The sequence below is a fragment of the Primorskyibacter sedentarius genome, from assembly GCF_004342065.1.
Taxonomy (GTDB): domain Bacteria; phylum Pseudomonadota; class Alphaproteobacteria; order Rhodobacterales; family Rhodobacteraceae; genus Primorskyibacter; species Primorskyibacter sedentarius.
Window position 1 is genome coordinate 82,606 of sequence record NZ_SLZU01000003.1, and the last position, 13,771, is coordinate 96,376.

Annotated in this window: 11 protein-coding genes; 3 read left to right on the plus strand and 8 right to left on the minus strand. The window is 62.5% G+C overall.

The annotated features are described in order from the left end of the window. Window positions 1–531: 531 nt before the first annotated feature. Genes EDD52_RS06650 through EDD52_RS06685 form a run of 8 tightly spaced genes read right to left on the minus strand, consistent with a single transcriptional unit; the run spans window position 532 to window position 9,474 of the window. Window positions 532–1,293 (minus strand): SDR family oxidoreductase, encoded by a 762-nt coding sequence (locus tag EDD52_RS06650; RefSeq protein ID WP_132243687.1) that lies wholly within the window; start codon window positions 1,291–1,293, stop codon window positions 532–534. A 2-nt stretch (window positions 1,294–1,295) separates the two neighbouring features. Further along, complete coding sequence (locus EDD52_RS06655) at window positions 1,296–2,330, minus strand: zinc-dependent alcohol dehydrogenase (RefSeq protein ID WP_132243142.1); 1,035 nt, start codon at window positions 2,328–2,330, stop codon at window positions 1,296–1,298. Further along, on the minus strand, window positions 2,327–3,424 hold the full coding sequence (locus EDD52_RS06660) for a mandelate racemase/muconate lactonizing enzyme family protein (RefSeq protein WP_132243144.1): 1,098 nt from the start codon (window positions 3,422–3,424) through the stop codon (window positions 2,327–2,329). The genes EDD52_RS06655 and EDD52_RS06660 overlap by 4 nt, the downstream gene beginning before the upstream one ends. A 1-nt stretch (window position 3,425) precedes the next feature. Continuing rightward, window positions 3,426–4,421, minus strand: a complete 996-nt coding sequence (locus EDD52_RS06665; RefSeq protein WP_132243146.1) for an ABC transporter permease — start codon at window positions 4,419–4,421, stop codon at window positions 3,426–3,428. A 3-nt stretch (window positions 4,422–4,424) separates the two neighbouring features. Beyond that, window positions 4,425–5,399 carry an ABC transporter permease gene (locus EDD52_RS06670; RefSeq protein ID WP_132243148.1) on the minus strand — a complete coding sequence of 325 codons (975 nt, stop codon included), beginning with the start codon at window positions 5,397–5,399 and terminating at the stop codon, window positions 4,425–4,427. Beyond that, window positions 5,396–6,916 carry a sugar ABC transporter ATP-binding protein gene (locus EDD52_RS06675; RefSeq protein WP_243651860.1) on the minus strand — a complete coding sequence of 507 codons (1,521 nt, stop codon included), beginning with the start codon at window positions 6,914–6,916 and terminating at the stop codon, window positions 5,396–5,398. The genes EDD52_RS06670 and EDD52_RS06675 overlap by 4 nt, the downstream gene beginning before the upstream one ends. Before the next feature lie 58 nt (window positions 6,917–6,974). After that, complete coding sequence (locus EDD52_RS06680) at window positions 6,975–7,949, minus strand: ABC transporter substrate-binding protein (RefSeq protein ID WP_132243150.1); 975 nt, start codon at window positions 7,947–7,949, stop codon at window positions 6,975–6,977. Between the two features lie 58 nt (window positions 7,950–8,007). Next, entirely contained in the window at window positions 8,008–9,474 is a 1,467-nt protein-coding gene (locus tag EDD52_RS06685; RefSeq protein ID WP_243651861.1) for an aldehyde dehydrogenase family protein, read from the minus strand. A 143-nt stretch (window positions 9,475–9,617) separates the two neighbouring features. Between EDD52_RS06685 and EDD52_RS06690 the strand changes: the two genes are divergently transcribed. The 3 genes from EDD52_RS06690 (at window position 9,618) to EDD52_RS06700 (ending at window position 13,757) form a co-directional block, all read left to right on the plus strand. Then, on the plus strand, window positions 9,618–11,237 hold the full coding sequence (locus tag EDD52_RS06690) for a GMC family oxidoreductase (RefSeq protein WP_132243152.1): 1,620 nt from the start codon (window positions 9,618–9,620) through the stop codon (window positions 11,235–11,237). 27 nt (window positions 11,238–11,264) lie between these two features. After that, window positions 11,265–11,981 (plus strand): FCD domain-containing protein, encoded by a 717-nt coding sequence (locus EDD52_RS06695; RefSeq protein ID WP_132243154.1) that lies wholly within the window; start codon window positions 11,265–11,267, stop codon window positions 11,979–11,981. 156 nt (window positions 11,982–12,137) lie between these two features. Continuing rightward, complete coding sequence (locus EDD52_RS06700; RefSeq protein ID WP_132243156.1) at window positions 12,138–13,757, plus strand: MFS transporter; 1,620 nt, start codon at window positions 12,138–12,140, stop codon at window positions 13,755–13,757. Window positions 13,758–13,771: the final 14 nt, after the last annotated feature.

Sequence of the window (13,771 nt, forward strand, 5' to 3'; positions counted from 1 at the left end):
CGTCCCGGCCCGGCCGTGCTGTCGGCAAAGCCGCAATGTGTGTTCAGATATGCTGACATCATGGTCGCCCGGCTACCCGCCTTCGGAATACAAATTTATCGTGCGTTGATCTTGAATAAATCGTCGACTATTTTTTAATTCGTGTCGACTATTTTTTTGTGTCCGCTGTGAAATTTCGGATAAGAGACTGACTTTAATGCATATAAAGTTGATTGATGGTCAGGATGCCAAACAGGGTTTTCTTGAACCGAGCCGTACGCTCTGGGTCACAAACTCACCTCCCGCCTTGCGCCGCCTAGGACAGAAGGCACTCGCGATCCACGCTAAGGACGTATGTCAGGGAGGGTGCAGGACTGCGCAAAGCATGATGGGCTGCCGCGTCCGTGCCCAATGCGTCGGGCACGCGCCATCGTCCTTTACCGCGAAAGTAAAGGCCGCTTCTGTGCGCCTGACCAGCGCGCAAGCCCATCGGCCGGCGCCGTGGAAAACCCGACCGCGTCGGCTCAATAGTCAGCGTAAAAAATGCCGCGCTTAGCGGCCCATCCAGCCACCGTCGACCGTCAGGATTTCGCCGTTGACGTAATCAGAGGCCGGAGAGGCAAGAAAAACGACCGGACCGGCAAAGTCTTTCGGGGTCCCCCAACGCCCCTGCGGGATACGTTCGAGTATGGATTTCGACCGGTCGGGATCGTCCTGCAAGGCCTGGGTGTTGTCGGTCGCGATATAGCCCGGCGCGATTGCGTTGATGTTCACGCCCTTGCCCGCCCATTCATTGGCCAGCGCCTTGGTCAATTGACCAATCCCGCCCTTGGAGGCCGCATAGCCCGGCACCGTGATCCCCCCCTGAAAGGTCAGCAGCGAGGCCGTGAAGATGATTTTGCCGCTCCCCCGTTCGATCATGCCGCGCCCGATCTCGCGGCTCAGCACGAATTGTGCCGAAAGGTTGACCTCGATCACCTCGTCCCACCAGTCGTCGGGATGTTCGGCCGCAGGCTTGCGTTTGATCGTGCCGGCATTGTTGATCAGGATGTCCGGCTTCACCCCATCCGCGTCAAGCTGCGCGGCCAGTGCCTGCACGGCTGCACGGTCAGAGAAGTCGCATTGATAGGGTGTGAACTTGCGCCCCAACGATGTGACGGCCTGCTCCACATCCGATCCCGGCTGCAGGGAGGCGCTGACGCCCACGATATCGGCCCCGGCCTCGGCCAGTGCTTCGGCCATGCCGCGGCCAATCCCACGCTTGGCGCCGGTGACAACGGCGGTCTTTCCGGACAGATCGAAACTGGACAACACGCTCATGCGACCTCTCCCACCTTGATAAGGCTCTTCAATGCGGTCGGGCTGGAATCGAGGCTTTCGAACGCCTGCTGGATGTCACCCAGCGGGCTGACATCGGTGATCACCGTCTCGGCGTCAATCGCGCCGCTTGCCACAAGCTCTATCGCCTTGTCGTAATCCTGCGGCTCGTAGACCCGCGCACCGATCAGCTTCAGCTCGCGCCAGAAGAACTGGAACATGTCGACCTGCGGCTTCGTGGCGTGGATGGCCACCATGACGATACGCGCGCGCGTGGCGGCCACTGCCGTCATCGCATCAACACCGGGCTGGCTGCCGGACACCTCAAAGACCACATCCGCGCCCTTGGTGCCGGTGCGCTCTTCGATCACCGCCTTAAGGTCCTCTTTCGCCGGATTGACCGTGTCAAAGCCAAGTTTGCGCGCAATGCCCAGACGGGTCTCGTTCACCTCTGACAGGATGACATTGCCGCCCGCGTCACGCGCAACCATCGCGACCAGAACGCCGATGGGGCCACCGCCGATCACCACCACATCCTCGCCCGGCTGAACGTTGGCCATGCGCACATCGTGGCAGGCGACGGCCACCGGCTCGATCAGCGCGGCGTGGTCCAGCCGCATCCCCTCGGGCAGCACGTGGAGCGTGTGCGCAGGCGCGTTCCACAGCTCCTGCATCGCGCCATCCGTATCAAGGCCAAGAAATTTCTGCTTGTGACAGATGTGGCTGTGCCCGCGCTGACAGGCGGGGCATTCCCCGCAAGGGTCCAGCGGGCGCACGACGACATGCTGGCCGGGCGTCACGTTGGTTACACCCTCGCCCACAGCCTCGACCACGCCGGACATTTCGTGTCCGACGATCCGGTTCAGCCCCACGCGCGCATCCATATTGCCATGGAACACGTGCATGTCCGTGCCGCAAATGCCGCAATAGGCAATGCGCAGCTGCGCCTCGCCCGCAGCGGGGGGCGGGACATCGGTCTGTTCAACCTTGAAGGTGCGGTCTCCGCGGTAGAACGCGGCGTTGATCGTCGTCATCTGTGCATGTCCTCATGTGCTGCGTGCAATTTGTCCCAGTCGAACACCACGCCCGTTCCAGGCGTATCCGGTGCGACGGCCCTGTGATCCTCGACCACCAACGGGCGGGTGGTGTATGTGTCGATGGGGAAGGAATGGACCTCGATCCAGCCGCCCCCCTGCCCCGATACGAGGCTGACATGCAGTTCCTGCATGCCGTGGCTGCAGACCGGGATGCCATGCGCACGACCCAATTCCGCGACCTGCAACCACCCGGTGATGCCGCCACAATTCGACGCGTCAGGCTGAAGGTAGCTTAGCCCGGCCTCTGCCACCGCATGTTCGAATTCATGGATCGTGTGCAGGTTCTCGCCCATCGCCAGCGGCATTCCGGTGGCCTCGGCGATCCGGCCATAACCCTTGTAGTTGTCGGGAATGATCGGCTCCTCAAACCAGGTGATGTCATAGGGGGCGAAGGCATGGGCCGCCTCGATCGCCTGATCCTCTTCCATGGAATAGTTTGCGTCAACCATGAAGGTCACATCCGGCCCGATCAGCTCGCGCACGGCCTTGATGCGGGCCACGTCCTCGGCCAGCGTGGGTTGTCCGATCTTGATCTTCACCCCGTCAAAGCCACGGTCGAGATAGCCTTTGATACTGTCCAGCAGCTTGGGCAGCGGAAAGTTCAGGTCAATCCCGCCCGCATAGGCCCGGCAGCGATCCCCGGCAGCGCCCGCCATTTTCCAAAGCGGTCGGCCCGTCTGCTTGCCCCGCAGATCCCACAGCGCGATATCCACCGCCGAGATCGCGAAAGAGGCGATCCCGCCCCGCGCCACGTAATGCACGTGCCATTGCATCGCGTCATACAGCGCTTCGACATCATCCGCCGGTTTGCCTGTCAGAAACGGTGCAAGATCATGGTCGATCATCGCCGCAATCGCGCGCCCGCCCTTGCCGCCGGTATAGGTGTAGCCCGTGCCTTCGCGACCGTCTTCCAGCGTTACGGTCGCGGTGACCAGTTCGAAATGGGTGTGATCCCCGTGTTTGGCATCGGTCAGAACCTCTGCCAACGGGACGTCAAACAGGCGGACATCGACCCGGCTGATCTTTGGCATATCAGTGAAGCTCCTTTTGTGCCGCACGTGCGAGGCGACTTTGCAGGATGATGACGGCGAACAGGAACCCTCCCCGGATCACCATCTGCCAATAGGCGCTGAGGCTGATCGTCCCGCGCCCGTTTTCAAAGTTCAGTATGTTGAATACCAGTCCCAGCAGCAATGCGCCCGCGACGGTTGCCGTGACCGACCCCATCCCACCGGTCAGCAGCGTGCCACCAACCACGACAGAGGCGATGGCCGAAAGCTCCCAGCCGACGCCTTCCAGCGGCTGCCCCGCGCCAAAACCCGAGGCCAAGAACACCCCGGCGAGCCCGGCGCATCCGCCGCTGAGGATATAGACGAAGGCTTTGGCCCGGGTGACATTCAGACCCATCATCGCGGATGCGTCCTCCCCCCCGCCAATCGCCAGAACGACCCGCCCCAGAGAGCTGCGTTCCAGCACAATCCACAACGCGGCGACGACCAGCACGGTGATGACAATCGTCCAAGGCAGGATACCCCAGACCTGTTCCATGCCAAGTTTCGTGAAGTTCGATGTCCAGTCGATGGAAATCGTCTGCGCGCCGGAAATCACCAGGGCGCCGCCTTTTGCGCCCAGCATGGTTGCCAGGGTGGCAATGAAGGGCGGTATGTTCATCGCCACCACGAAGAAGGCGTTGAGCGCCCCGAAAGCCAGCCCGGCCAGCACCGCCCCCGGCAGCGCCACCTGCAGACCCATTGGCGACAGGTATGCCGCCACCACCGATGTGAATGCCGCGACGGACCCGACCGACAGGTCGATGCCGCCCGTCAGGATGACAAAGCACATGCCGACAGAGATCACGATGAACATCGCGTTGTAGTTCAGAAAGGACGAGATGTTATAGGCACCGCCGAAATTCTCGTAACGCAGCACGCCAAAGACGATCAGCGCAATCAGGGCAAGCCAGACGCCATAGGAATGCCCGCCGCCCTGAAGATAGCGGCGCAGGTCAAATGCGGTATTGTCGAGCATCGTTCAGTCCCTCCGGCCTTGTTGCAGGTAAACGGCACCGATGATGATCGCAGCCTTGGCGATCAGCGCCACCTCATCGGCGACGCCGTTCGCCAGCAATGTGTATTTCACCAACTGGATGATCACAGCGCCCAGAATGGCGCCAAAAATCGGGGCGCGCCCGCCTTGCAGAAGGGTTCCGCCGACGACGGCCGCTGCAATCGCGTCCAGCTCCATCAGGGACCCGATCCGCGCCGCGTCCGAGGCAGAGTTGATGGCCACCACGATCAGCCCGGCAAGGCCCGACAGGCCCGCGCAGATGACATAGGCGCCGATCTTGACCCTTTCGACCGGAATGCCGGACAGGCGCGCGGCGCGTTCATTGCCCCCCACGGCCAGCAATTGCCGCCCGAACATGGACCGCGTGACCAGCCACCACAGGACCAGCGCGATTGCCAGAACCAGCCAGCCCTGAAAGGGCAGGCCCAAAATCTTGCCGGTGCCAAGATAGCTGAAGGACGGGTTGGAAATGGTCTGCAGGTTGCCATTGGTCAACACCTGCGCCAACCCGCGCCCCGAGATGAAGAAGATCAGCGTTGCCACGATGGGCTGGACGTTGAAATAGCTGACCATGACCCCGTTGAAGATGCCGCAACACAGCGCGGCGAGGATCGGGATGATGATGGCCGCCGCCAGTCCCAGGCCGGGGTTGGCCAGCCCGAAGGGCGACAGGAAGATGAGAGGCGCCAGCGCGCCGGACAGGGCCATGATGGCGCCCACGCTCAGATCGATCCCGCCTGTCGCGATGACAATCGTCATCCCCATCGCCACGATTGCGATTGTCGCGACCTGACTGATATTCACGAACAATGTCTGCGTATGCAGAAAGTTCGGCGTGACGATCAGGTTGAAACAAAGGATCACCACCAGCGCCGCAAGGGCACCGTGGCGGGCCGGATCAAACCGGAACTGGCTGCATACAGTCGATGCCATGCTCATGACGCCAACCTTTCGTGATGGTGGACCATGGCGCCGATCAAGGCGCTTTCGGTGATGCCGGGGTTCTGCAATTCGGTGACCGAATACCCGTCCTGCAACACAACGATGCGGTCGGCCCCTTCCACCAGCTCTTCGAATTCAGAGCTGATGAGCAAAACGGCCAGCCCCTTGGCCACCTGATTGCGAATGATCGATTGGATCTCGAACTTCGCGCCCACATCGACGCCGCGTGTGGGTTCATCAAGGATCAGGATCTCCGGCTCCAGCGCAAGCCAGCGCGCAAGCAAAACCTTTTGCTGGTTGCCGCCTGAAAGCTCGCGGATCGGTTGTTCCATCCCCGAGGTCTTGATCTGCAGCGCGTCGATATACCCCTGCACCAACTCGCGCTCCCGCGCCCTGTCGACCGCACCGAAACGGCGCAGCCTTGGCAGCAGGGCAAGCGTGATGTTCTCGCGCACGGACATGTGCGGGATGATGCCATCGGCCTTGCGATCCTCTGTCAGGAACCCCATCCCAAGCGCAATCGCCCGGGCGGGCGTGTCGATAACCGGCGCGGCATGGTGCCGAACCTCTCCGCGCAGCAGCTTGTCGAGGCCAAAGATCGCGCGGGCCGATTCCGTCCGGCCCGAACCCAGCAATCCGCCAAGGCCCACGATCTCGCCCTTGCGGATCTCGAAGGACACGTCGCGCAGCCCGGTCCGCGTGCCCAGCCCGTCAACCTCCAGCAAGGTGGCCCCGGGTTTTGACCGTTCCCCCGACAGCGCCGTCTGGCCGGCCGCCGCAATCTCGCTCGCATCGCGCCCCAGCATTTCCGACACAAGGCCAAGCCGCGTCGTCTGGGCCACTTCATGCGTTGCGACCGTCCGCCCATCGCGCATGATGGTGACGCGATCGCAGATCTCGTAGAGCTCGCTGAGAAAATGCGAGATATAAAGAACCGCTACCCCGGATTTCTTCAACTCCCGCACGACCGAAAACAGCGTCTCGATCTCCTGATCATCCAGCGAGGAGGTCGCCTCGTCCATGATGACAAGCCGTGCATCCAGCGACACTGCCCGCGCAATGGCGACAAGCTGCTGGATCGCCGTTGAATACCGGCCAAGCTGGCGCGTCACATCAATCTCGACGCCGAACCTTGCGAGGATCTCGCGCGTGCGGGCATGTGCGGCTTTCCAGTCGATCAGCCCCAGACGCGTGCGCGGCTCGTAGCCCATCATCACGTTCTCGGTGACGCTGCGAAGCGGCACCAGGCTGAGCTCTTGATAGATGGTGGAAATTCCGGCGTCCTGTGCCTCGCGCGGGGTCGAGATCGTCAGATCCTCGCCCGCCATCTGCACGCTGCCCTCATCCCGGCGGTAAACACCTGTGAGGATCTTGATCAGCGTGGATTTTCCGGCACCGTTCTGGCCGATGATGGCGTGCACCTCGCCGGGCCGGATCGCGAGGCTGGCATCGCGTAGCGCCACCACCCCGGCGAAGGCTTTGCCAATGCCGGACATTTCGATGAGATCGGTCATCCTGTTTCCGTCAAGTTAGGGCAGCCGGAGGGGATTGCCCCCTCCGGCATTCGCAAGATCAATAGGCTTCGTCGATGTGATCGGCGGCGTTTTCCTGCGTGAAAATGCGGTCTTCGACCTGCACCCAGCCCGGAATTTCCTCGCCCGCGGCGTATTTGTTCATCACCTCGCAGGCCAGCGGCCCAAAGAAGGGAGAGCTTTCGACCGTCACGCCCATCTTGCCGTCGATAATGGCCTGCAGCGCGTCCCGCGTGCCGTCGATGGACACGATGGTCACATCCTCGCCCGGTTTGCGCCCGGCCAGTTCAAGCGCCTGAATCGCCCCAATCGCCATCTCGTCATTATGGGCGTAAACCACGTTCACATCGGGATGGGCCTGCAGAAGCGTCTCCATCACCTGCCGTCCCAGATCACGGGCAAAGTCGCCGGTCTGGCTCGCCACGATCTCGAACCGGTCATCCTCGGCGATGCGATCGTCAAAGCCCTTCTTGCGGTCATTCGCGGGCGACGACCCGGTGGTGCCTTCCAACTCGACAATCACACCCTTGTCGCCGTCAAAATTCTCGATCAACCACTCGGCCGCGCGTTTGCCCTGATCAATGAAATCGGACCCCAGGAAGGCAACAAAATGCTCGCCCGCCTTGGCGACGTTCGGATCAACCGACCGGTCCACAAGGAAGACCGGAATGCCCGCCGCCTTGGCCTTCATCACTGCAGGCAAAAGCGGCTTTTCCTCGCGCGGTGGAAGGAACAACACGTCAATGCCTTGCGCGATCATGGAATCCACATCCGCGACCTGCTTTGCGGCAGAGCCTGCGGCATCGGTCGCGATCAGGTCCCAGTTGCAGCTTTCGGCGGTGTCATGAAAGGATTTAGTCTCTGCAATACGCCACGGGTTGTTCGACTCCATCTGCGAAAAACCCACCTTGTAGCGCTCTTTCTGCGCCAGGGGCGGCGTCTCTGCCCCTGCGATCCCGGCACCAAGTGCAAGTGCCCCGGCAAGGGCCGTCGTCACGATAAAACGTCGTTTCATTCTGATTTCCTCCACTGTTGATATCTGCCCGGCTCCTCTCGGGCAGCGGTGAACCGGGTCAGGCCCAGTTCATGTAAAGGGCCTGCTTTCGCAGATACCCGTCGAAACCGTATTTGCCGTCCTCACCGCCCAGCCCGGAATGGCCCCAGCCATTGTGGAACGCCTGGAATTGCTCGCCATTCGCGCGGTTGACGTAGATTTCGCCGAAATTCAGCCGGTAGGGCGTCTGCATCAGGCGCCTGTGATCCTGGGTGAAGATATAGGCGGACAGGCCGTATTCGGTGTCATTGGCAAGCTGTAGCGCATGGTCGAAATCATCCACGCGCACCGCGGGCACGACAGGGCCAAAAACCTCTTGCGCGATCACGGGGGAGTCGTTGTTTGCCAGCGACAGAACGGTGGGCGCGTACCAATGACCCTTGGCATATGGCCCCTCGGTCAGGGGGCCACCTTCCAGCAGAACCTCGGCACCGGCCGCGACTGCCGCGTCGACGATCGACTTCACCTTGGCCACTTCCGTCCCGCTGACCTTCGGGCCGATCCCCGGATCCGTCATCGGATCCCCGATGGTCAGCGCGCGCGAGGCGGCCACGAATTTCTCAAGAAATTCGTCGGCGATGTCGCGGTGCAGGTACATGCGTTCGTTGCAAGTGCAGATCTGGCCGCAATTGGTGTAGCGCGCGGTGACAGCCGCCGCGACCGCACGGTCGATATCGGCATCCTCCAGCACGATGAACGGGGCCTTGCCGCCCAGTTCCAGCCGCAGGACCTTCATCCCGTCAGCCGCCGTGCGAAAGATCTCTCGCCCCGCACGATTGCTGCCGGTCATGGTTATCATGCCCGTGCCCGGATGTTCGACCAGCGCCTGCCCCACAATGGGCCCGCGCCCGGACACCACGTTCACCACCCCCGGCGGAATGCCCGCCTGCTCGGCCAGGGCCGCGATGAAAAGGCCCGAGAATGGCGTGATCTCATGCGCCAGCAGCACGAAGGCATTGCCTGCCACCAGAGCCGGGCCAAGCTTGCGGGCTGCAAGTGCTGCGGGATAATTCCAGGCGGTCAGCCCGACCACGACGCCGTAGGGGTGGCGGCGGATGTGAATCTCTTCATCGCGATTGTCCGATGCGATGATATCGCCTTCGATCCGGCGCGCGTTCTCGGACGCGTATTCAAGGAAACCGACCGTCGCGCCGACCTCGCCCCGCGCCTGACCGATGGGCTTGCCCTGCTCGCGCGTGATCAGGCGGGCAAGATCCTCGCTGCGTTCCGCGATCAACCCGGCGAGCTTGCGCACGGCGCGGCCTCTTTCGACCGCCGGAACAGCGGCCCATCCGGGTTGCGCGCGCCGGGCCGCCTCGACCGCGCGCGCGGCATCTTCGGCAGAGCTGTCCGGAACCGTCCCGATCACCGTTTCGTCGGCGGGGTTTTCGACCTCGATCACCGCCCCTTGCGTCGCGGCGCACCAGCCACCACCGATAATATTTGCCGCATCCAGACGGTCGGCGGAAAAATCCAGATCAAGCAAAATCGATTCCTTTTGGTATGACCAAATGAAATCTCAACATCAGATCAAAACCGCGAAACGTCAACGAATTTTTTCGACTTCCGCCAATATTTAAGCTAAACGAACCGATAGACGCTGTTTTTGGTAGAGCCAAAAGGATCACAATGTCAGAAGAATTCGACCATATCGTCATCGGGGGCGGCGCGGCCGGCTGTGTGGCCGCCGGGCGTCTGGCGTCAGAAGGCAATGCCCGCGTGCTCTTGTTGGAGGCGGGCTATTCCAACCGGCACCCTTTGCTGGATATGCCGCCGGGCATCTTCAAGATGATCAATGGCACGAAGTTCATGCGCTACCACAAGACGGTGCCGCAGGCGCATCTTGACGGACGTGTGCATGACATACCGCAGGGCCATGTTCTGGGCGGGGGGTCTTCCGTCAATGCGCAGGTCTACATGCGTGGGCGCCCATCCGATTATGACGGCTGGAACACCGCTCTGCATGGCAGCAACGATCCCGTCGATTGGAGCTGGCAGGCCGTGTTGCCGCATTTCCGGCGGATGGAAGGCAATAATCGGCTTCAGGATGAGCGGCATGGAACAGAAGGCCCGCTTCTGGTCTCTGATCCCGGCCACATCGACGGGCTCTCTCGGCTGTTCGTGCAGGCGGTGCAGGGGCTGGGCCTGCCCTTTACCCATGATTTCAACGGCCCCACCCAACGGGGGGTGGGGTTTTACCAGTTCATGAACCGCAACGGCCGACGGTCCTCTGCGGCCTACGCCTATGTCACGCCGCAGGAAGACAACCCCAATCTGACAGTCCGGCTGGAGGCCGAGGTGGAACGGATCATCATCGAAGGCAGCCGTGCGGTGGGTGTCAGCTATCGCCACAAGGGCCGCGTTCATAGCGTGCGCTGCGCGGGCGAGGTTATCCTTGCGGCCGGATCTCTCGTGACGCCAAAGCTACTGATGCTGTCCGGGATCGGCCCGGCGGATCACCTGGCCGAAATGGGGATCGACTGCCGCGTTGATCTGCCCGGCGTCGGCCAGAACCTTGTCGATCACCCGGAAGTGCCGATCACCGCGCGGGTCAACGGGCCATATGGCTATTACCGGCAGGGCGAAGGCTGGCGCATGCTGCGCAACGGGCTGCAGTTCAAGCTGTTCGGGACCGGGCCGGTCACTTCTGCCGGGGTGGAAGCCGGGGCGTTCGTCAATCCCTGCGACCCGGACGGCGAACCGACCATTCAGGCATTCTGCGTGCCCATCGTCTATGTCGACCGCGACACCCGCGATCTGGTCGAGGATGGCCACGGGCTGACCGTCACGACCGTGGTGGTCAAACCGAAGTCGCGCGGCGAGGTCCGTCTTGCCTCTGCCGATCCCTCCGCCATGCCGCTGGTTTCGCCCAATCTGCTGAAGGCGCCCGAGGATATGGCCGAAATGATCAGGGGCCAAAGGTATTTCCTGCGCGCCTTTGCCCAGTCACCGCTGGCGGAGAGGATCGATCGCGTGATGCTGCCCGCCCCGGATGATGACAGCGACGCCGCCCTGCGCAGGCATTGCAAACGCTTTGTGAAGACGAATTACCACCCGGCTGGCACCGCGCGCATGGGGCGCGACACCGATCCGATGGCGGTGCTTGATCCGCGTCTGCGCGTCAGGGGGATTGAGGGCTTGCGCGTCTGTGACCTGTCCGCCATGCCCGACATCAATGCAGGAAACACGCAGGCGCCCGCAATGATGCTGGGGGACCGGTGCGCTGACATGGTGATGGGTATAACATGACGCCGCAACCAACCACGGAGACCGGATATGGAGCATGACACCGACCGCAAGGACAGCCGCGCATCTGACGAGGTGGTCCGGCTGCTTTCGGCGAAAATCCAGTCCGGTGAGTACAGCGACGGCTCTCCCCTGCCCGCCGAACGCAGCCTGATGGAGGAGTTGGGGATCAGCAGGACCGTCGTGCGCGAGGCGGTTCAGTCCCTGTCAAAGCAGGGTCTTGTGGTTGCCCGCCCGCGCCACCGCCCCATCGTGCGCAAGCCCGGTTACGAGGCGGCAATCTCGGCGCTGGAATCGGTGGCCACCCATCTTCTGGACAACATGACCGGTGTCAGAAACCTGTTTGACACACGCATCATGATCGAGGCGGCGCTGGTACGGCAGGCCGCCAAAGAGGCCAATCGCGAAGATATCGCCGCGCTGAAATCCGCACTGGAGGCGAACAGGGCCGCCATTGCCGACAGCGACGAATTCTACCGCACCGACAATGCGTTCCATGGGGTTCTGTATGATATCTCGCGCAACCCGGTCCTTCCGTCGATCCACAAGGCCTACTCCACATGGCTCGAGCCGCAATGGTCGCAGATGCCGCGCCTGCCAGAGAGGAACGAGGCGAATTACGAAGCGCACCGCCGCATTTTCGACGCCATTCTGCTACGCGACCCCGACGCGGCCGAAGACGCCCTGCGCGAACATCTGAACAATGCGTGGAAGCAGGTCTGCCGAACCTTCGACGAACAGCCCTGACGCCCCCCGCGTGGCAATGCGCCCACCACGCCCGCAGTTGCGCCCGCCGCAGACCGGGGTTGATTGGTTGGGCCACGCGCTAATCCCCCCAACCTTGTGCACGCATCTGTGCGGGCGTATCGGTTGGTCAAGATTGACGAATACAGGATCACCAAAGTGCCCGAGACAATCTCCCCGCTTGTACTGTTCCGCAATCAAACCTTCAGAATGCTGTGGGTGGCGGCACTTGCCTCCAACTTCGGCGGGCTGGTGCAGGCTGTCGGTGCTGGCTGGCTGATGACCTCGCTTTCCAGCTCTGAACGGATGGTGGCGTTGGTGCAGGGGTCGGTGACACTGCCGATCATGGTGTTTTCACTGTTGGCGGGCGTCTTCGCAGACAATTTCGATCGCCGCCTCGTCATGCTGATCGCGCAGGGGTTCATGTTCGCGGTCTCGATCGTCCTGACCGTTCTTGCCTATTTCGGCCTGCTGACCCCCTGGTCGCTTCTGGCCTTCACCTTTCTGATCGGGTGCGGCACGGCGCTGCACAACCCGTCCTGGCAGGCGACGATGGGCGATATCGTCAGCCGCGAGGAACTGCCCTCTGCCGTGTCGCTCAACAGCATGGGCTTCAACCTGATGCGCAGCGTGGGGCCGGCGGCGGGCGGCGCTATCGTGGCGCTTGCCGGGGCGGCGGCGGCCTTTCTGGTCAATGCGCTCAGCTATATCGCGATCATCATGGCGCTGTTCCGCTGGCGCGCCCCGGTGCGCGACACCCGCCTGCCCCCCGAGCCGATGGGCTCCGCCTTTGCCGCGGGCCTGCGCTATGTCGCGATGTCGCCAAACCTGATCAGGGTGATCCTGCGCGGCTTTCTCTTCGGGCTGTCAGGAGTTGCCTTGCTGGCCCTTCTGCCCGTGGTCGTGCGTGTCACGCTGGACGGAAGCGCGCTGCTTTACGGCGCGATGCTGGGGTGTTTCGGCGCGGGCGCCGTGGGTGGCGCATTGCTGAACGCACATCTGCGGGCGCGCTTCATCAACGAACAGATCGCCCGCGGTGCCTTTCTCGGCCTCGCGCTGTGTTGCGGGATCGTCGGCCACAGCCCATACGCGCCGGTCAGCGGGGTGGCGCTGCTTCTGGGGGGCGCCTGCTGGGTTCTGGCGATGTCGATGTTCAACGTGACGGTGCAGCTGTCGACCCCCCGCTGGGTCGTCGGCCGCGCCCTTGCCCTGTTCCAGACCGGCACGTTTGGCGGCATGGCGATAGGAAGCTGGTTGTGGGGGGCCATCGCGCAGCATTCCAACCCCGGCACCTCCCTGACATGGGCGCTGGTGCTGCTTGTCGGCGGGGCGTTTATCGGCATGCGCCTGCCCTTGCCGGAATTCGGCACGCTCAATCTTGATCCGCTGAACCGGTTTCGCGAACCGGCATTGCGGCTGGACCTGAACTATCGCAGCGGGCCGGTGATGGTCATGGTGGATTATGTCATCGACCAAAGCGATGTTTCGGAATTCCTCGAAGCCATGAGCGAAAGGCGCCGCGTGCGGATCCGCGACGGGGCCCAGCAATGGACCTTGCTGCGGGATCTGGAAAAGCCAGAGCATTGGAGCGAAAGCTACCACGTGCCCACCTGGGGCGAATATGTGCGCCACAACCAGCGCCGCACCCATGCGGATGCCGCCCTGTCGGACCGCATTCGCGCGCTTCATCGTGCGCCGGGCCTGCCGACGGTGCATCGCATGATCGAACGTCAGACAGTTGCGCTGCATGACGACATGCGTCTCCAACCGAATGGCTGAAGTCGTACGGGGGC